The sequence below is a fragment of the Streptomyces sp. NPDC025793 genome, from assembly GCF_055558375.1.
Genome location: NZ_JBVHMR010000007.1, coordinates 164766 through 184107 on the forward strand (window position 1 = coordinate 164766; position 19342 = coordinate 184107).

Consider the following 19342-nt stretch of genomic DNA (forward strand, 5'->3'; position numbering starts at 1 on the left):
GCAAGAGGTGCTTGACCCCGGCCGGGCCCCGTCGCCCGGTCGGGGTGGAACTCAGCGCTTGGTCTTCGGGTCCAGTGCGTCGCGGACCGAGTCGCCGAGAAGGTTGAAGGCGACGACGAAGATCACCATGGACACACCCGGGAAGAGCATGAAGGTGATGTCGTCCTGGTAGACCTTGGCGCCGTTCTGGATCATCACGCCCCAGTCGGGCGTCGGGTCGGAGAGCCCGACGCCGAGGAACGCGAGACCCGCTTCGGCGGTGACGTAGGTCGGGAGGAGCAGCGTTGCCTGGATGAGGATCGGGGTCCACAGGTTGGGCAGCAGTTCCTTGAAGATGATGCGGGCCGGGGAGGCGCCGGTGACCTTGGCCGCCTCGACGAACTCGCGCTCGCGCAGGGCGAGTACCTCGCCGCGCAGCAGTCGCGCGATGGAGGCCCAGCCGAAGGCCGTCATCACGGTGATGAGGCTGACGACGGTCAGCCAGGTCGGGGTGTTCTCCTCGGACGAGACGAAGATCGCGATGACCACGGGCCAGAAGGCGATGAAGAACAGGGTCTGCGGGAACGCCAGCAGGATGTCGATGATCCGGCCGACGAAGTAGTCCGTCTTGCCGCCCAGGTAGCCGGCGGTGATGCCGATGACGACGCCGAGCACGGTGGTCAGCAGCGCGGCGGCGGTGGCGATCAGCAGCGAGTTGCGGATGCCGTAGAGCAGGAACGTGAACACGTCCCGGCCGAGCTGCGGCTCGATGCCGAACCAGAAGTCGGAGCTGATGCCGCCGTTGGGCTTGACCGGGTAGTTGAACTGGTTGAACAGGCCCGGGATGTTCATGCCGTACGTCGTGTACGGGTCCTTCCCGTACAGCTTGGCGATCAGCGGCGCACCGACGCCCACGACGAAGAAGAAGATCACCACAAAGGCGGATATGACGCCCGTCCGGTCCCGCCTGAAGCGGATCCAGGCCAGGCGCCCCGGGGAGCGGCTCTCGGAGCCCTTGGGGGTGCCGGGCTTCGCCGATGCGGCGCTGTCTTCGTCGGTCACCTCGAGTGGGGCGGCCGGGGAAGGGGATGCGGGGGTGGTCATGATGCTCCGTGCCTTGTGGGTCAAGGCTCCGCAGGGCGCTCCCTACGGGCTACGCCGGACTTTTTCAACGCAATTCATTCAAGGTCAATAAATTCTCGGTCGCCTTGGTTGCGTCTTTACCTTATTTACTCTGCCTTGACCATTCCGTAGCTACGCGGGTAGTGCACTGCAATCAATCCGTGCTTCACATCGGACCAACTGGGCAATTCGGTCAATGAGTTCGATATGCGGACGGTGGTGTGTCGACATGCGTACATCGACCCGCCGCAATCCAACGTTTCGGCATCGTTACGCGAAGATCCGTTGCGTTCCTCCCGCAAGATCGTCCGACCGTCCGCGGACGGGTGCCTGCATTCGGCTGACGTGTCCCCCTAAAGGCTCCTCAATCCGGCGGCGCGCATGCGGAATGCTCGCAATCGGCCGATATTGACCGGTACCGGGTTGTTCATCGTGGAGGAGGCGGCCATGGGTGGAATCGCGCTCGCGCGATGGGCCGCCGGGGCGGGGGTCCTGGCGCTCGTCGCGACGGCCTGCGGGGGCGGCACGGGCGGCAGCGTCGGCACCGCCGTGCTCAGCTCCTCCTGGGGCGACCCGCAGAACCCGCTGGAGCCGGCCAACACCAACGAGGTGCAGGGCGGCAAGGTCCTCGACATGATCTTCCGCGGGCTGAAGAGGTACGACCCGAGTACCGCCCGGGCGGAGAACTGGGTCGCGCGGTCCATCGACACCACGGACTCGCAGAACTTCACCGTCCGGCTGAAGGACTGGCGCTTCTCCAACGGCGAGAAGGTGACCGCCCGCTCCTTCGTGGACGCCTGGAACTACGGGGCGAGCCTGCGGAACGACCAGAAGAACGCCTACTTCTTCGGCTACATCGACGGGTACGACAAGGTCCACCCCGAGAGCGGCACCCAGAGCGCCGGCACCCTGTCCGGGCTCAGGGTCGTGGACGACCACACCTTCACCGTCCGGCTGAACCAGAAGTTCTCCGGCTTCCCCGACACCCTCGGCTACGCCGCCTTCGCCCCGCTGCCCCGCGCCTTCTTCACGCACCACGCGGCCTGGCTCGACAAGCCGGTCGGCAACGGCCCGTACACCATCGAGTCCTACACGAAGGGCTCGCAGATGACCCTGAGGAAGTGGGACGCCTACCCCGGCCCCGACCGGGCCCGCAACGGCGGCGTGACTCTGCGGGTCTACACGGACAACAACACCGCCTACACCGACCTGATGGCCGGCAACCTCGACCTCGTCGACGACATCCCGGCCGCCCAGCTGAAGAACGTCAGGAGCGACCTGGGCAACCGCTACATCAACACGCCCGCCGGCATCATCCAGACGATCGCCTTCCCCTACTACGAACCCGGCTGGAACAGGCCGGGCTCGGAGAAGGTACGCACCGGACTCTCCATGGCCATCGACCGGAAACAGATCACGCGGACCATCTTCCGTGGCACCCGCACCCCGGCCACCGACTGGACCTCCCCCGTCCTCGGCCTGGCCGGCGGCTACAGGCCCGGCCTGTGCGGCAGCGCCTGCGACTACCGCCCCGCCGAGGCCAGAAAGCTGATCACAGAGGGCGGCGGGATCCCCGGCGGCCAGGTCAGGATCACGTACAACGCGGACACCGGTTCGCACAGACAGTGGGTGGACGCCGTGTGCAACTCCATCAACAACGCCCTCGGCAACGGCAAGGCCTGCGTCGGCAACCCCGTCGGCACCTTCGCCGACTACCGCAACCAGATCGGGCAGCACAAGATGACCGGCCCCTTCCGCTCGGGCTGGCAGATGGACTACCCCCTCATCCAGGACTTCCTCCAGCCGCTCTACTACACCGACGCCTCCTCCAACGACGGCAAGTGGTCGAACCAGGACTTCGACCGGCTCATCGACCGCGCCAACGCCGAGACGGACCGGCCCAGGGCCATCGCCGACTTCCAGCAGGCCGAGGAGGTCGTCCGCGACCACATGGCCGCCATCCCGCTCTGGTACCAGAACGGCAGCGGCGGATACTCCGAGCGGCTGTCCGACGTGGCGCTCAATCCGTTCAGCGTCCCCGTCTACTACGCGATCAAGGTCAGCTGAGCCGGCATGGGGCGCTACGTGGTCAGGCGGCTGCTGCAGATGGTCCCGGTGTTCATCGGCTCCACGCTGCTGATCTTCCTCATGGTGAACGTGATGGGCGACCCCATCGCGGGCCTGTGCGGCGAGCGGGCCTGCGACCCGGGCACGGCCGCCCAACTGCGCCGCGAGTTCGGCCTGGACAAGCCCGTCTGGCAGCAGTACGCGACCTACATGGGGAACGTCTTCACCGGCGACTTCGGTACGGCGTTCAACGGGCAGAAGGTCACCGAGCTGATGTCGACGGCGTTCCCCGTCACCATCCGGCTGACGATCGTCGCCATCGTCTGCGAGATCGTCATCGGCATCACGCTCGGCGTCGTGACCGGCCTGCGCCGCGGCCGGCCCGTCGACACGGGCGTCCTCCTCGGCACCCTGGTGGTGATCTCCGTCCCCACCTTCGTCACCGGCCTGCTGCTCCAGCTCCTCCTCGGCGTCCAGTGGGGCTGGATCAAACCGTCCGTCTCGCCGGCCGCCCCGATCGACGAGCTGATCGTGCCGGGCCTCGTCCTCGCCTCGGTCTCCCTCGCCTACGTCACCCGGCTCACCCGCACCTCGATCGCCGAGAACAAACGGTCCGACTACGTCCGCACGGCCGTCGCCAAGGGCCTGCCCCGCCGCCGTGTCGTCGTACGGCACCTGCTGCGCAACTCGCTCATCCCCGTGGTCACGTTCATCGGCACCGACGTCGGCGCGCTGATGGGCGGCGCGATCGTCACCGAGCGCATCTTCAACATCCACGGCGTCGGCTACCAGCTGTACCAGGGCATCCTGCGCCAGAACACCCAGACGGTCGTCGGCTTCGTGACGGTCCTCGTCCTGGTCTTCCTGGTCGCCAACCTCGTCGTCGACCTCCTGTACGCCGTACTCGACCCGAGGATCCGCTATGCCTGAGCAGCCGTACGAGCCCGAGCGCGCGATCGCCGGGACCGGCATGGGCGGCGCCATGGACCTCGCGGCGAGCGAGGCGACGACCCTGGAACCGACGCCGACCGGCCCGGCGCCTGCCGGCCCGGTCGGCAAGCCGCGCTCCCTTTGGTCCGACGCCTGGCGCGACCTGCGCCGCAACCCGGTCTTCCTGCTCTCCGCCCTGGTCATCGTCTTCCTGGTCCTCGTCTCCCTGTGGCCCTCGGCGATCGCCTCCGGCTCCCCCCTGACCTGCGACCTGGCCAGGGCCCAGGACGGCTCGGGACCGGGCGCGCCCTTCGGGTACGACGGACAGGGCTGCAACGTCTACACACGCACCGTCTACGGCGCCCGTACGTCCGTCACGGTCGGCGTGCTAGCCACGCTCGGAGTGTCCGTCCTCGGCTCCGTCCTGGGGGGCCTCGCGGGCTACTTCGGGGGCGTGTGGGACGCGATCCTGTCCCGGATCACCGACATCTTCTTCGCCATCCCGGTCGTCCTCGGCGGCCTCGTCCTCCTCTCCGTGGTGACCAGCAATACGGTCTGGCCGGTCATCGGGTTCATGGTGCTGCTCGGCTGGCCGCAGATCTCCCGCATCGCGCGCGGCTCGGTCATCACCGCCAAGCAGCACGACTACGTCCAGGCCGCCCGCGCCCTCGGCGCCTCGGACACCCGCATCCTGCTGCGCCACATCGCCCCCAACGCGGTGGCCCCGGTGATCGTGGTCGCCACCATCGCCCTCGGCACGTACATCGCCCTGGAGGCGACCCTGTCCTACCTCGGCGTGGGGCTGAAACCCCCCAGCGTCTCCTGGGGCATCGACATCTCCGCCTCCTCCCCCTACATCCGCAACGCCCCCCACGCCCTCCTGTGGCCGTCGGGTGCACTGGCCGTCACGGTGCTGGCGTTCATCATGCTCGGCGACGCGGTCCGCGACGCTCTCGACCCGAGGCTGAGGTGAGGGGTGTGCTTCTTGAAGTGCGGGAGTGGCGTGGGGGTTCGGGTCCAGGGCGGTGTCGGTCCGGGGCGGTGGCGTGGGGTGGGCTGGGGTGGGCGGGGCGCGCCCTCCTGTGGCCGTCGGGTGCACTGGCCGTCACGGTGCTGGCGTTCATCATGCTCGGCGACGCGGTCCGCGACGCTCTCGACCCGAGGCTGAGGTGATCGTGCCGTGCTGCTCGAAGTGCGGGACCTGCACGTGGAGTTCCGGACACGGGACGGGGTCGCCAAGGCGGTCAACGGGGTGTCGTACGCCGTGGACGCGGGGGAGACGCTGGCCGTGCTCGGGGAGTCCGGGTCGGGCAAGTCGGTGACGGCGCAGGCCGTGATGGGGATCCTCGACATGCCGCCCGGCAGGATCACCGGCGGACAGATCCTCTTCCAGGGACGGGATCTGCTGAGGCTGAAGGAAGAGGAGCGGCGGAAGATCAGGGGCGCCGACATGGCCATGATCTTCCAGGACGCCCTGTCGGCCCTCAACCCCGTGGTCTGCGTGGGCGATCAGCTCGGCGAGATGTTCGTCGTGCACCGGGGCATGTCGAAGAAGGACGCTCGGGCCAGGGCCGTCGAGCTGATGGAGCGGGTGCGGATCCCGGGGGCCGCGCAGCGGGTGCGGGACTATCCCCATCAGTTCTCCGGCGGCATGCGCCAGCGCATCATGATCGCCATGGCGCTGGCCCTGGAGCCCGCGCTGGTCATCGCCGACGAGCCCACCACCGCCCTCGACGTCACCGTGCAGGCCCAGGTCATGGACCTGCTCGCGGAGTTGCAGCGCGAGTACCGCATGGGCCTCATCCTCATCACCCATGATCTCGGCGTCGTCGCCGACGTCGCCGACCGCATCGCCGTGATGTACGCGGGCCGCATCGTCGAGTCCGCGCCCGTGCTCGACCTCTACAAGGCCCCCGCCCACCCCTACACCCGGGGCCTGCTGGACTCCATCCCGCGCCTGGACCAGAAGGGCCAGGAGCTGTACGCCATCAAGGGCCTGCCGCCGAACCTGATGAACATCCCGCCCGGCTGCGCCTTCCACCCCCGCTGCCCGATGGCCCAGGACGTCTGCCGTACGGACGAACCGGCCCTGTACGCGGTGTCCCCGGCCCGGGGCAGCGCCTGCCACTTCTGGAGGGAGTGCCTGCATGGCCCCGAGCAGTGAGCCGATCCTCCAGGTCAGCGGGCTCGTCAAGCACTACCCGCTCACCCGGGGCGTCCTCTTCAGGAAGCAGATCGGCGCGATCAGGGCCGTCGACGGCGTCGACTTCACCCTCGGCAGGGGCGAAACCCTCGGCATCGTCGGCGAGTCCGGCTGCGGCAAGTCCACGGTCGCCAAGCTGCTGTGCAACCTGGAACGCCCGACTGCCGGGTCGATCCGGTTCAAGGGCGAGGACATCACCCGGCTGTCCGGCCGCGCCCTGAAGGCCGTACGCCGCAACATCCAGATGGTCTTCCAGGACCCGTACACCTCCCTCAACCCCCGCATGACCGTCGGCGACATCGTCGGGGAGCCGTACGACATCCACCCCGAGGCGGCTCCGAAGGGCGAGCGCCGCCGCCGGGTCCAGGAGCTGCTGGACGTCGTCGGCCTCAATCCGGAGTACGTGAACCGCTATCCGCACCAGTTCTCCGGCGGCCAGCGCCAACGCATCGGCATCGCCCGGGGGCTGGCGCTGCGCCCGGAGGTCATCGTCGCCGACGAACCCGTCTCCGCCCTCGACGTCTCGGTCCAGGCCCAGGTGATGAACCTGCTCGACCGGCTCCAGTCCGAGTTCGACCTCTCCTACGTCTTCATCGCCCACGACCTGTCGATCGTGCGGCACATCTCGGACCGGGTCGGGGTCATGTACCTGGGCCGGATCGTGGAGACCGGCCGGGACACCGAGATCTACGACCACCCCACGCACCCCTACACCCAGGCGCTCCTGTCGGCGGTCCCCGTCCCCGACCCCGAGGCCCGCGACCGCCGCGAGCGGATCATCCTCACCGGTGACGTGCCCTCGCCGGCGAACGTCCCCTCCGGCTGCCGCTTCCGCACCCGCTGCTGGAAGGCCCGGGAGCGGTGCGTGGTGGAGGTCCCGGCGCTGGCGGTCCCGGAGGTCTTCCGGGGCGGCACGGGTCCGGCGGCCCACGACTCCGCCTGCCACTTCGCGGAGGAGCTCCAGGTGGTCCCGGCGGAGGGTGCCGCCGAGGAGAACGGCAGCGGGCCGGGATGACATGGCGCATCCCGGCCCGCTTACGGCACCCGCACGGCCGTACGCTGTTCAGGATCCAGCGTCCGTATATCGGTACGGCTTCTGCGAAGTTGCCTGCGTGTTAACGCGGTTGAGGGGTGTTTGCGGCGCTATGCCAGGCCCAGCGACCGCTTGAGGAAGTCCAGCTGGAGCCGGAGCAGGTTCTCGGCGACCGTCTCCTGCGGGGTCATGTGCGTCACCCCGGACAGCGGCAGGACCTCGTGCGGACGGCCGGCGGCCAGCAGGGCGGAGGACAGCCGCAGGGAGTGGGCGACCACCACGTTGTCGTCCGCCAGGCCGTGGATGATCATCATCGGGCGGTGCGGCTCGGCCGGCTCGACCAGGCCCGCGTCGTCCACCAGCGAGTTGCGCCGGTAGACCTCGGGCCGCTCGCCCGGGTCGCCGAGGTAGCGCTCCTGGTAGTGGGTGTCGTACAGCCGCAGGTCGGTGACCGGCGCTCCGACGACCGCCGCGTGGAAGACGTCCGGGCGGCGCAGTGCCGCGAGCGCCGCGAGATAGCCGCCGAAGGACCAGCCCCGGATCGCCACCCGGCCGAGGTCCAGCGGGAACCGTTCGGCGAGCGCGTGCAGCGCGGCGACCTGGTCCTCCAGCACGACGGCCGCGAGGTCGTCCCGGACCGACTTCTCCCAGCCCGGCGAACGCCCCGGGGTGCCGCGCCCGTCGGCGACGATCACCGCGAAGCCCTGGTCGGCGAACCACTGCGAGGTGAGGTGGGCGTTGTGTGCGGCGACCACCCGCTGGCCGTGCGGTCCGCCGTAGGGGTCCAGCAGGACCGGCAGGGGCGTGTCCCCGGGGTAGTCCCGCGGCATAAGCACGGCGCACGGAATTCGGCGTGCGCCCCCCTCGACCAGGGTCACCCGAGGGGACATACCGGGATCTTCGGCATATGACCGGACAGTGGCCACCGCCTTTCCGTCACGCAGCACCTGCACCCGGGCGCCGGGCCGATCCAGGCTCGTGGACACGAGCACCGTCACATCGCCCGCACGCGTCGCCGTGTGCACACCGGGCTCCTGGGACACACGCTCCACACCCAGTTCGTTCACGCGGTACACATGAACTTCGCCAATTTCCCCGGCATGTGCCTCGTGGCCGGTCGAGGCGGAAACCAGCACGTCGCTCTCGCCCACGTCCAGCACCGCCCGGATGTGCAACTGACCGCTGGTCAGGGGGCGTTCGCCGACCGCGAGCGCCCGGGTGCCACCCTCGTCCACGATGCGGACGAGCTGCCCTGAGGGGCTCCAGCAGGGCACCCCAGGGAAAAGTTCCAGCCAAATCGGATCTTCGTCGGCGTGCACCATCCGCGTGGCCCCGGTGTCCGGATCCACGGCCAGGAACAGCTGGCTCCGCTGGTCCCGCGCCTGCACCAGCAACAGCGGCGCACCGGCCGCTGACCAGTGCACACGCGCGAGATACGGATAGCGCTCCCGGTCCCAGCCGACCTCCGTGCGCTCCCCGTCGAGGCCGATCACGAACAGCCGCACGTCCGCGTTCGGGGTGCCGGCGGCCGGGTAGGCGACGTTAACCGGCTCACGCTCCGGGTGGGCCGGATCCGCGATCCACCACCGCTTCACCGGCGTGTCGTCCACGCGCGCCACGAGCAGCCGACGCCCGTCCGGCGCCCACCAGAAGCCCCGCGAACGCCCCATCTCCTCCGCCGCGATGAACTCGGCGAGGCCGTAGGCGATGTGCTCCGACTCCGGTTCCGCGAGGGCCCGGTCCTGCTCCCCGTCCGCGCCCACGACCCGCAGCGCACCCCGCGCGACGTACGCGACGTGCCGGCCGTCGGGGGCGGGACGCGGGTCGATCACCGGTCCCGGGACCCGGAGTTCACGCGTGGTGCCGGCCCGCAGCTCGGCTGTGAAAAGCCGCCCTGACAAGGCGAAAGACGCCAATTCCACGGCCGTGTCGGTGGCGTAGCCGACGATCCCGGCACCGCCTTCCCGGCTGCGTTCGCGGCGCGCCCGCTCCTGCGCGGACAGCTCCTCGGAGGCGCCGGCGAGGAGGGTGCGCGGATCGGCGGCCGGCCGCTCGGCGCCGTCCGGGAGATCGAGAACCCAAAGGGAGTTGGCCCGGTCGTCGCCGGAGCCGGAGCGGAGGAACGCGACACGCGAACCGTCGGGCGCCACGGTGAACGAACGCGGCGCGCCGAGCGTGAACCGCTGTGTCCGGGCGTGCCGTCGGGGGAAGGAGTCAGCCTCGGTCGTCATGCCTCGACCATATTGGCCATGCGCCCCCTTGTGCGGCCGTGCGCCGAGCGATGCGCGAGCACGCATAGTTATGATCACTACCGCTGTGTGGGTATGAACCCGCTGGCGTCCGTGTGGACTTGGTCAACTGATCCGGATCTGGCGATCTTTGGAGGTGAGCCGCCGTGGCACTCTCGATTTCGGCGGTGGTGCTGCTGGCGATCATCGTCTTCCTGCTGATCAAGAAGTCGGGGTTGAAGGGCGGGCACGCGCTCGTCTGCATGCTGCTCGGCTTCTATCTCGCCTCCTCGACCATCGCACCCACGATCAGCCAGCTGACGACGAACGTCGCGAGCATGATCGGCAGTATCAAGTTCTGAGGGGCCGGGAGGTCACCGCCGACGGCCTGCCGCGCTGCAAGAGCGCCGCGGCCTCGTAGGGTGGACCCCATGACGGAACTGCCCGACCGGCGTCTTCTCCTGGTGCACGCGCATCCGGACGACGAGTCGATCAACAACGGCGCGACCATGGCCCGGTACGCGGCCGAGGGGGTCCATGTGACCCTGGTCACCTGCACCCTCGGGGAGCGCGGCGAGGTCATTCCGCCCGAGCTGCGGCATCTGACCGGTGCCGCGCTGGGCCTGCACCGGCGTGGCGAGCTGGCCGGCGCCGTGCGTGCGCTCGGGGTGGGCGACGCCCGGCTGCTCGGCGGCGCGGGGCGGTACGGGGACTCCGGGATGATGGGCATCGCGGACAACGAGGACCCCGGGTGCTTCTGGCAGGCCGATGTCGATGAGGCCGCCGGGCGGCTCGCCGAGGTGATCCTCGACGTCCGGCCCCAGGTGCTCGTGACGTACGACGACAACGGCGGATACGGCCACCCGGACCACATCCAGGCCCACCGGGTCGCCATGCGCGCCGTCGAGCTGGCGGACGAGCGCGGGCACCGGATCGCGAAGGTCTACTGGAACCGCGTCCCGCGCTCCGTCGCCGAGGCCGCCTTCGAGCGGCTCCAGGAGGAGCTGTCCGCACTGCCGTTCGACAAGAGCGCGTCCCTGGCCGACGTGCCGGGTGTCGTGGACGACGAGCGGATCACCACCGCCGTCGACGGCGCGCCGTACGCCGCCGCCAAGGCCGCCGCGATGCGCGCCCACGTCACCCAGATCGAGGTGGCCGAGCCGTACTTCGCGCTCTCCAACGAGCTCGCCCAGCCGCTGTTCACCACCGAGTACTACGAGCTGGTGCGCGGCACGGCCGAGCCCGGGGAGAGCGACCTGTTCGCGGGCGTCGAGGGGGCGGGGGCATGAGCAACTCGGGACAGGGACCGATGCTCGCCCAGCCGCTGCAACGGCCCTCCGCCGGACGCGTCGCCGCCTACGCCGGCCTCTTCCTGCTCGGTGCGGTCGTCGGTCTCGCCGGGACCCTGGTGCAGGCCGGCTGGTTCCCCGGCGGGCTGCTGCTCGCGCTCGTCGGCTCGGCCGGGCTGTTCCTCGGCGGTGCGTACGCCACCGGCGGGCGCGGCGGGGCCGTGGCGCCGGTGGCCGGCTGGATCATCGCCGTCATTCTGCTCACCACCTCGCGCCCCGAGGGCGACTTCCTGTTCAGTGCCGGGGGGTCCTCCTATCTCTTCCTGCTGGGTGGCATGGTGGTCGCTGTGATCTGCGCCACCATCGGCGCGGGGCGGCAACCTGGCGGCGGCCCCGCCCGACTTGGCAAGTGACGTACCACTTCGCCGTACCACGCACGTGCGAGTCCGGTGTGGGTTTCCTCAGCGGTCATGGGATAAGCGCCAGAAGTGGCCAGTATGGTGGTGCGCGCCGCCGAGCCGCCCGCGAGGTCGTAACGGGCGGTGGAGCCAACTGGGAGAACCTGCCTTGAGTCGTGAAACTGACACTCCGTCCTCCGGGCCCAACGGGCGTGGGGGAGCCGCATACCCCTCCGGCACGCCGCCGTACGGGACCCCCATGGCTACCGATGACGGTTCGGGTGCGGGCCGTTCGGGCACGCAGCCGGAGGAGAAGAAGACCGAGACCACGCTGACGACCCGGATCCGGATCAACATCCCCGGATCCCGGCCGATTCCGCCGGTCGTCGTGCGCAAACCCGTCGGCGACACCGACGCCGGTGAGGACGCGCCCGCCGCCGACACGCGGCCCGCGGCCGAGCGCCCGGCCGCCGAGGCCCCTGCCGCGCCGCCGGCCCAGGCCGACGAGAAGGCCAGCGACTGGTTCGCACCCCGCAAGTCCTCGGCCCCCAAGGGCGGTCCGGGCGGCGGAACCCAGGGCGGTTCCACCGGTACGGGTGGCGCCACGGGTGCACCGGCCGCCCGTCCGGGTGGTGCGGGAGCGTCCGGTACGACGGGTACCACCGGCGCACGCTCCGGCGGCGGCCGTCCCGGCGGCGTCGTCGGCTCCATGAGCGTCCCCGGCGCCACCCGCTCCGGCACCACGAACGGCGCGGGCCTGCCCGGCGCCACCGGCGGCCCCGTCGCGCCCGGACATGGCGGCGGCACCGGCTCCTTCGACGTGACCGAGGCGCTGAACGCGGGCCCGCTGGCGGGCGGTTCCCGCCCCGGCCCGGCCGCGAACGCCGAATCCCGCCGCGACGAACTGCCGTACTTCTCGGAGAACGGCGGCCAGGACACCTACGGCGGTGCGGGCGCCCCCGGACACGACGGCTTCGGCACGGGCGCGAGCGGTGCCAACGGGCACGGCGGCGCCAGCGGCCTGGGCGGTCCGAACGGCCCCGGCGGCCTGGGCGGCGGCCCGGCCGGCCCCACCAGCGGCCCCGTCACCGGCGACGGCGCCCTCGCCCCGTCGGCCGGCGGCCCCCGCCCGGGCGGCGACCCGTTCGCGGCCCCGGGCAGTGGCGGCCGGAGCACTCCGCCGCCGCGCAGCGCCCTCGCTGACCTGGACGGTTCGGCGGTGCCCGGCGCTCCGGCGGCTCCTCAGGGTGGTCCCGGCGGGCTCGGCCCCGGCGGTGGGCTCAGCGACGACACCGCGATCCTCACCCCGCAGAAGCCGGCCCCCGAACCGGGCACCCCCGGCTACCGCCGTGCCGACAACGTCTCCGGACACACCGTCACCAGCGGCATCCCGGTCGTCCCGAGCGGCGGCAACCCCCCGTTCGGCGGCGCCGGGAACCGGACCGACCCGGCCGCCGTGCCGGAGCCGGCCCCCGCGCCGAAGCCCAAGGCGAAGGCCGCGCCGAAGAAGAAGGGCCGCAGCAAGCTGGTGCTGCTCGGCGTCGGTGTGGTCGTCGTCGCGGGCGGTGCCTACGGCGCCGGACTGCTGATGAACCACACCGACGTGCCCAAGGGCACCACCGTGCTCGGCGTCGACATCGGCGGCGGCACCCGCGACGACGCCGTCAAGAAGCTCGACGACGCGTTCGGCAGCCGGGTGAACAAGCCGCTGAAGCTCACCGTGGACGGCAGGACGGTGACCCTCGCGCCGGAGAACGCGGGGCTCCAGTTCGACTTCCAGGCCACCGTCGGCAAGGCCGCGACCAGCGACTACAACCCCGTCCACGTCATCGGCTCGCTCTTCGGGCAGAAACGTGTGATCGCGCCCGAGATGCCGGTGGACGAGGAGAAGCTCCAGGCCGCCCTTCAGCAGGCCGGCGGCGGCTCCGGCCTCTCGTCCGACGGCACCATCAGGTTCGAGGCGGGCCGGGCCGTCGCCGTCTACGGCAAGGCGGGCAAGGGCATCGACGCGGCCTCCGCGACCAAGGCGGTCGAACAGGCCTACCGCACGGCCGTGGAGACGGACACCGCGGCCCCGGTCGCCGTCCCGACGGCCACGCGGCAGCCGACGGTGCCGAACGCCGAGGTCGACCGCGAGATGAAGGAGTTCGCGGAGCCGGCGATGTCGGGCAAGGTGACGGTGATGACGGACGCCGCGCACTCGATTCTGATGAGCCCGCAGAAGTCGCTGTGGAAGTTCCTCAGGGTGAAGGCCGTCAACGGCAAGCTGGTCGACAGTCCCGACACGGCCGCTCTGCAGCAGCTCTACGGCAACGCCTTCAACGGCGTGCTCATCACCCGCGGCAACGGCAAGAAGACGCCGGTCACGCCGCAGGACGTGTACGGCGCCCTGCGCCAGGCGCTGATGAGCAGGACCAACCGGGTCGCGGTCATCTCGACCAACCCCAGTTAGTCACGCGGCACATGGAGGGGCGCCGGTGCGGACACCGGGCGCCCCTTCGCCGTGCCCGTCTCCCGGCACCGCCGTGCCTGTCACCCGATCCGCATGACATCTGTCATCCGCCTCTCAGGACCGCCGACACTGCCGGGCCCGGCGCCCGTTCGGCGAGCATGGGGGCATGACAACGACTGCGGCACCGGCCACCGCCACACCGGTGGTCGGCTTCGACCAGGTGACCAAGACGTACGGCAGTGTGCGGGCCGTGGACGGGCTCTCCCTGGCCCTGCACCCCGGCGAGACCGTCGCCCTCCTCGGCCCGAACGGGGCCGGCAAGTCCACCACCCTCGATCTGCTCCTCGGTCTGAAGAACGCCGACAGCGGCACGGTGAACGTGTTCGGCACCAGCCCGCGCGAGGCCATCGTCGCCGGGCGCGTCGGCGCCATGCTCCAGAGCGGCGGCCTGATGGACGAGGTCACCGTCGGCGAGATGGTGAAGCTGGCCTGCTCGCTGCACCCGAAGCCGTACAAGGCCGCCGAAGTGATGGCCCGCGCGGGCATCACGCAGATCGCGGACCGCAAGGTCAACAAGCTCTCCGGCGGACAGGCCCAGCGCGTCCGCTTCGCCCTCGCGACCGCCGGCGACAGCGACCTGATCATCCTGGACGAGCCGACCACCGGCATGGACGTCTCCGCCCGCCAGGCCTTCTGGGCCACCATGCGCGAGCAGGCCGACCAGGGCCGTACGGTCCTCTTCGCCACCCACTACCTCGAAGAGGCCGACGCGATCGCCGACCGGGTGCTCGTGCTGCACCGCGGCCGGCTCCTCGCCGACGGCACCGCCGCCGAGATCAAGGCCAAGGCCGGCGCCCGCCGCATCGCCTTCGACCTGGAGGGCGCCGTCGACGAGGCCGCCCTGCGCGCCCTGCCGTTCCTCACCTCGATCACTGTGTCCAACGGCGGCTCCGCCGCGGGGTCCGGGCAGACCGTCCGCATCCAGTCGTCCGACGCCGACGCCACCGTCCACGCCCTGTACGGCCTCGGCGTCTACCCCCGCAACCTCGAAGTCGCCGGCCTCGGCCTGGAGCAGGCCTTCGTCGCCATCACGGAGGCCGAGGAGGCCAAGCAGTCATGAACGCCCTGATCAAGCTGGAACTGATCCGCTCCTTCCGCAACAAGAAGTTCCTGTTCTTCTCGGTGCTCTATCCCTCGATCATCTACCTGATCTTCTCCAGCAGCTCCGGCTCGGACCAGAAGGTCGACGGCACCGGCCTGACCGTCGCCACCTACCTGATGGTCTCCATGGCCTCCTTCGGCGCCTTGACCGCCGTCCTCATGGGCAGCAGCGAGCGCATCGCCAAGGAGCGCGAGAACGGCTGGGTGCGGCAGCTGCGCCTGACCCCGCTGCCCGGGCGCGGCTACGTCCTCGCCAAGACCGCCGGCGCCGCCGTGGTGAGCCTGCCGTCGATCGTCGTGGTCTTCGCGGTCGCCGCCGCGATCAAGCACGTACGGCTGGACGCCTGGCAGTGGCTCGCGCTCACCGGCATCATCTGGGCCGGCAGCCTGGTCTTCGCCGCGCTCGGCGTCGCCATCGGCTACGTCGCCTCCGGGGACGCGGTGCGGCCCATCACGATGATCATCTACTTCGGTCTGTCGATCCTCGGCGGCCTCTGGATGCCGACGACGACCTTCCCGAAGATCATGCAGGACATCGCGAAGTGGCTGCCCACGCACGCGTACGCTGCTCTCGGGCGGGCGATCGAGCAGAGCCAGGCCCCGCACGCGACCGACGTCGCCCTCCTCGCCGGCTACTTCGTCCTGTTCGCGGGCGGCGCGGCGTGGCTGTACCGGAAGGACACGCTGAAGGCGTGAGCACCATGGCGGAAGAACGGCGGGCCGGCGACGGGCCGGAGACCCAGGTACGGATCGGCCAGACGCCCCGGGGGCGGCGCGAGGTGCAGGTCAAGGCGCTGTGGATCGGCGTCTGGCTGGTCTTCCTCAGCTCACCGATCCACGACCTGGCCTCGGGCCACCACACCCGGGGCGCCACCGTGGCCGGCGCCCTCGGGCTCACCGCGTTCGTCGGCGCCTATCTGACGCTGGTCTTCCGGAACATGGGCCGGCCCTTCGACCCGCCGTTCGTCGTCACGCTGCTCGCGGTGATGGGCGTCCTCGCCCCGCTGCTCGGCTACACCCTCGGCGACGCCTGGGTCGGACTGTTCGTCTACGTCTCGGTGGCCTGCGGGGCGACCTTGCCCCCACGCATCGCGGCCTGGGCGATCCCGGCGACCGCCGTGGCGATGTACCTCGTCCAGTGGCACAACGGCCACCTCGCCTGGGACGACTCCCTGCTCCTCGTCTTCCTCATCGGCTTCGCGATGGTCGGGGTGGGCCAACTCGTCCGTACCACCATCGAGTTGCGCAAGGCCCGGGCCACCGTCGCCCACCTCGCCGCCAACGAGGAGCGCCTGCGCCTCGCCCGTGACCTGCACGACCTGCTCGGCCACTCCCTCTCGCTGATCACGCTGAAGAGCGAGCTGGCCGGCCGGATGCTGCCCGAGCACCCCGACAAGGCGGCCCAGCAGGTCGCGGACATCGAGCAGGTCAGTCGGCAGGCGCTGGTCGACGTGCGGGAGGCCGTCACCGGCTACCGGCGGCCCCGGCTCGCCGCCGAACTCGCCGGCATCCAGGTCGCCCTGACCGCCGCCGGCGTCATCGCCGACGTGCCCGCCGAACCCGACCTCACCGGCGTCCCGGAGAAGTCCGAGTCCGCGCTCGCCTGGGCGCTGCGCGAGGCGGTCACCAACGTGGTCCGGCACAGCGGCGCCGACCGCTGCCTCGTCCAGCTCACCCACCGGCAGACCCTCGACGGGCCGGTCCTCGAACTCTCCGTCGAGGACAACGGATCCGGCGGCGTCGGGAGCGTCCCGGGCAACGGTCTGACCGGGCTCACCGAGCGGCTGGAGAAGGCCGGCGGCAGCCTGGAGGCGGGCCGTGCGGGGCACGGCTTCCGGCTCGTCGCCCGCGTCCCCACGGCCCTTTCGGGGGACGTAGGATCCGGGGCATGACGCGCACGATCAAGGTCCTGCTGGCCGAGGACCAGTCGATGGTCCGTGAGGCACTGGCCGCGCTGCTCGGCCTGGAGGCGGACATCGAGGTCGTCGCCCAGGTCGCGCGCGGGGACCAGGTGCTCGCCGCCGTCGGCGCGCACGGGGTGGACGTGGCCCTGCTCGACATCGAGATGCCCGGCTGCACCGGCATCGAGGCGGCCGCCCGGGTGCACCGGGAGTTTCCGCAGGTCAAGCTGGTCGTCCTGACCACCTTCGGCCGGCCCGGCTATCTGCGCAGCGCCATGGAGGCGGGCGCCGACGCCTTCCTCGTCAAGGACGCCCCGGCCGCCCAGCTCGCCGAGGCGATCCGCAAGGTGCTCGCCGGTGAGCGGGTCATCGACCCGACCCTCGCCGCCGCCGCGCTCGCCGAGGGCGCCAACCCCCTCACCGAGCGCGAACGCGAGGTGCTGCGCGCGGCGGCCGACGGCGCGACCAACGCCGAACTGGCCAGGACCCTGCACCTCTCCCAGGGCACGGTCCGCAACTACCTCTCCACCGCCATCCAGAAGCTGGCGGTGCGCAACCGCGCCGAGGCGGTACGGACGGCCCGGGAGAAGGGGTGGCTGTGAGCGCGCCCGGCCGGCACGTCAGTTGAGCATGGCCCGCGCGGTGTGCGCCTGTTCCCGCACCTTGCGGGCGGCCGGTTCGTCGACTACCTCGATCAGTTCGGCGTAGGCGTCCAGTTCCGCCGCGCCCGAGACGAACTCGCCGCGCTGCACCAGCAGTTGGCCCCGTTCGTAGCGCAGCCGGGCCGGGTGCGACGGCACCAGCAGCGCCAGTTCCACGGCCCACAGCGCCACGTCCGACCGCTCGGGCCGGGCGGCGGCCCAGGCCCGTATGTTGTTCAGGACGCGCTGCACGACCTCCAGCGGCGGCGCGGGCTCCAGCACGGCGGGATCCAGCGGCGCTCCCGTCGCCCCGACCACGAGCAGCTCCGCGTCGGTCCCGGTCAGCACCCGCCCGCCCTCGAAGGGATCGGCCAGCACCTGCTCCCGCGCCGCGCCGAACCCCACCACGAAGTGCCCCGGCAGCGCGACCCCGTACACCGGGGCACCCGCCCGCCGGGCGACCTCCAGCCACACCACCGACAGCAGGATCGGCAGCCCGCGCCGGCGCCGCAGCACCTCGTGCAGCAGCGAGGACTCCAGCCGCTGGTAGTCGCCGGGCGTGCCGTGGAACGCGTAGCACCCGCCGAGCAGCCGCTGTACGGCCTCCGCCCAGGCGCGCGGCCCGCCCGGCCGGTACGGCAGCTCGCCCGCCAGCCGGTCCAGCTCCAGCTGCGCGGTGTCGATCCCGGTCTCGTCCAGCGAGCCGTCCGCCGCGGCGCCGATCAGCAGGCACAGCGCGGACAGGTCCGGCCGCTCGGCGCGCGCCTCCTCGGCGAACCTGCGGCGCAGCTCGGCGGCGCGCTCCGGCGGCGGCGGATACGGCGGCGGCAGGTGCGGGTGCGGCATGACGGGCTCAGACCCTTCCACGGCGCTCGCCCGGTGCGTCCGGCGCCCGGTAGTGGTGGTAGGTGTGGTGCGGCGTGAAGCCCAGCGCGGCGTACAGCGCCCGCGCGCCCTCGTTGTCCGTCTCGACCTGCAGCCAGGCCGCCGACGCGCCCTCGTCCAGCGCCCGCCGGGCCAGCGCGGCCATCACCTCCGTGGCGAGCCCCTGGCGGCGCCGGGCGGGGTCCACCTCGACGGCGGCGAACCCGGCCCACCGCCCGTCCACGACGCACCGCCCGATCGCGGCCGGCGGCGCGACAGCGTCTCCTGTGTCCCCCGGCACGGTCGCGAACCACACCGAGGGTCCTGTGCCGAGCACCCGCAGGGCCACCTCGCTCACTCCCTTGCGCTGGTACCGGGCGAGCCACGCCTCGTCCGCCTCCCGGGCCAGGGCCACACCCGCGCCCTCGGCCCGGTCCGCGACCGGCGCCAGGGCGCCGGTCCACACCTCGGCGCTCACCTCCCGCACCCAGCCGCGCCGCTCCAGCTCCGCGCAGAGCAGCTCCTGTGTGCCCTCGGCGCCGGTGGCGGTCTGGACGTAGGCGGGCAGACCACGCTCGCCGTACCAGCGTCGTACGGCATCCAGGGCCGCGTCGAGGGGAAGCCCCGGATCGCCGAGCGGCAGCACGCTGTTGGCCCGCCGGGTGAATCCGGAAGCCGCCCGCAGCTCCCACTGGCCGAGCCGTTCGCTCTCCACGGGCTGCCAGCCGCGCGCGCCGACGCGGGCCAGCTCCTCGTACGAGGCGGCGGGGCCCCGGCGGCGCGCGGGCGCCGCGGGCACGACCTTGGCCGCTACCACGGAGGCTTCCGCGATGCGGACGCTCTCCCCGTTCCGTCGTGTGATCATGAGCACGCCATCAGTCCATGATGTGAGAACCCCCACCGTGTCGGTGAACTTCTCCGATCCGGCTCCAGGCGCTTCCAAGCGCCGCACAGAGACGCGTTTTCCCACGTCAGCAGGGGTAATGCGGACCACCAGACGTCCTGCCGCCGAGATTTCCACTGGTCAGTTCACCCCTCCTGTTCGGATCATGCTCCGGAACGGAGATACTAGGG

The 19342-nt window shown here is 71.3% G+C and carries 17 protein-coding genes and 1 pseudogene; 14 read left to right on the plus strand and 4 right to left on the minus strand.

Annotated elements, in window-relative coordinates; translation table 11 throughout:
* Positions 1-51: 51 nt before the first annotated feature.
* Positions 52-1083, minus strand: coding sequence for an ABC transporter permease (locus tag ACZ4MF_RS16585; protein ID WP_467492710.1), 1032 nt, complete (start codon positions 1081-1083; stop codon positions 52-54).
* Between the two features lie 465 nt (positions 1084-1548).
* Between ACZ4MF_RS16585 and ACZ4MF_RS16590 the strand changes: the two genes are divergently transcribed.
* From ACZ4MF_RS16590 to ACZ4MF_RS16615, 6 genes and pseudogenes are all read left to right on the plus strand, one after another.
* Positions 1549-3168, plus strand: a complete 1620-nt coding sequence (locus ACZ4MF_RS16590; protein ID WP_467492711.1) for a peptide ABC transporter substrate-binding protein — start codon at positions 1549-1551, stop codon at positions 3166-3168.
* Between the two features lie 6 nt (positions 3169-3174).
* Complete coding sequence (locus ACZ4MF_RS16595; protein ID WP_467492712.1) at positions 3175-4098, plus strand: ABC transporter permease; 924 nt, start codon at positions 3175-3177, stop codon at positions 4096-4098.
* Positions 4091-5071: an ABC transporter permease gene (locus ACZ4MF_RS16600; RefSeq protein WP_467492713.1), complete on the plus strand. Its 981-nt coding sequence runs from the start codon at positions 4091-4093 to the stop codon at positions 5069-5071. The genes ACZ4MF_RS16595 and ACZ4MF_RS16600 overlap by 8 nt, the downstream gene beginning before the upstream one ends.
* Before the next feature lie 92 nt (positions 5072-5163).
* Positions 5164-5271: pseudogene (locus ACZ4MF_RS16605) on the plus strand (ABC transporter permease); the annotation flags it as partial.
* 7 nt (positions 5272-5278) lie between these two features.
* On the plus strand, positions 5279-6262 hold the full coding sequence (locus ACZ4MF_RS16610) for an ABC transporter ATP-binding protein (protein WP_467492714.1): 984 nt from the start codon (positions 5279-5281) through the stop codon (positions 6260-6262).
* A complete protein-coding gene (locus ACZ4MF_RS16615; RefSeq protein ID WP_467492716.1) occupies positions 6246-7316 on the plus strand; it encodes an ABC transporter ATP-binding protein in 1071 nt (356 codons plus the stop codon). Before ACZ4MF_RS16610 ends, ACZ4MF_RS16615 begins: the two co-directional genes overlap by 17 nt.
* A gap of 128 nt (positions 7317-7444) precedes the next feature.
* On the opposite strand, the gene ACZ4MF_RS16620 is transcribed toward ACZ4MF_RS16615, so the two are convergent.
* Positions 7445-9565, minus strand: coding sequence for a S9 family peptidase (locus ACZ4MF_RS16620; protein WP_467492717.1), 2121 nt, complete (start codon positions 9563-9565; stop codon positions 7445-7447).
* Between the two features lie 164 nt (positions 9566-9729).
* Between ACZ4MF_RS16620 and ACZ4MF_RS16625 the strand changes: the two genes are divergently transcribed.
* The 8 genes from ACZ4MF_RS16625 to ACZ4MF_RS16660 all read left to right on the plus strand — a co-directional run bounded on the left by ACZ4MF_RS16625 (position 9730) and on the right by ACZ4MF_RS16660 (position 17365).
* Positions 9730-9924, plus strand: a complete 195-nt coding sequence (locus ACZ4MF_RS16625) for a hypothetical protein (protein ID WP_356026547.1) — start codon at positions 9730-9732, stop codon at positions 9922-9924.
* 69 nt (positions 9925-9993) lie between these two features.
* The gene (gene mshB / locus ACZ4MF_RS16630) at positions 9994-10851 is read left to right on the plus strand and encodes an N-acetyl-1-D-myo-inositol-2-amino-2-deoxy-alpha-D-glucopyranoside deacetylase (RefSeq protein WP_467492718.1); all 858 of its coding nucleotides are present in this window, start codon (positions 9994-9996) and stop codon (positions 10849-10851) included.
* Positions 10848-11264, plus strand: coding sequence for a DUF6113 family protein (locus ACZ4MF_RS16635; RefSeq protein WP_356026551.1), 417 nt, complete (start codon positions 10848-10850; stop codon positions 11262-11264). The genes mshB and ACZ4MF_RS16635 overlap by 4 nt, the downstream gene beginning before the upstream one ends.
* Before the next feature lie 154 nt (positions 11265-11418).
* Complete coding sequence (locus ACZ4MF_RS16640) at positions 11419-13701, plus strand: hypothetical protein (protein ID WP_467492719.1); 2283 nt, start codon at positions 11419-11421, stop codon at positions 13699-13701.
* A gap of 166 nt (positions 13702-13867) precedes the next feature.
* Positions 13868-14821, plus strand: a complete 954-nt coding sequence (locus tag ACZ4MF_RS16645; RefSeq protein ID WP_467492720.1) for an ABC transporter ATP-binding protein — start codon at positions 13868-13870, stop codon at positions 14819-14821.
* On the plus strand, positions 14818-15558 hold the full coding sequence (locus ACZ4MF_RS16650) for an ABC transporter permease (protein WP_467492721.1): 741 nt from the start codon (positions 14818-14820) through the stop codon (positions 15556-15558). Before ACZ4MF_RS16645 ends, ACZ4MF_RS16650 begins: the two co-directional genes overlap by 4 nt.
* A 5-nt stretch (positions 15559-15563) precedes the next feature.
* Positions 15564-16754, plus strand: a complete 1191-nt coding sequence (locus ACZ4MF_RS16655; RefSeq protein ID WP_467492830.1) for a sensor histidine kinase — start codon at positions 15564-15566, stop codon at positions 16752-16754.
* Positions 16751-17365 carry a response regulator gene (locus ACZ4MF_RS16660; protein WP_467492722.1) on the plus strand — a complete coding sequence of 205 codons (615 nt, stop codon included), beginning with the start codon at positions 16751-16753 and terminating at the stop codon, positions 17363-17365. The genes ACZ4MF_RS16655 and ACZ4MF_RS16660 overlap by 4 nt, the downstream gene beginning before the upstream one ends.
* A gap of 18 nt (positions 17366-17383) precedes the next feature.
* On the opposite strand, the gene ACZ4MF_RS16665 is transcribed toward ACZ4MF_RS16660, so the two are convergent.
* Both ACZ4MF_RS16665 and ACZ4MF_RS16670 read right to left on the minus strand, forming a co-directional pair.
* On the minus strand, positions 17384-18250 hold the full coding sequence (locus ACZ4MF_RS16665; protein WP_362823627.1) for a transglutaminase-like domain-containing protein: 867 nt from the start codon (positions 18248-18250) through the stop codon (positions 17384-17386).
* 7 nt (positions 18251-18257) lie between these two features.
* Positions 18258-19289: a GNAT family N-acetyltransferase gene (locus tag ACZ4MF_RS16670; protein WP_467492723.1), complete on the minus strand. Its 1032-nt coding sequence runs from the start codon at positions 19287-19289 to the stop codon at positions 18258-18260.
* Positions 19290-19342 lie beyond the last annotated feature (53 nt).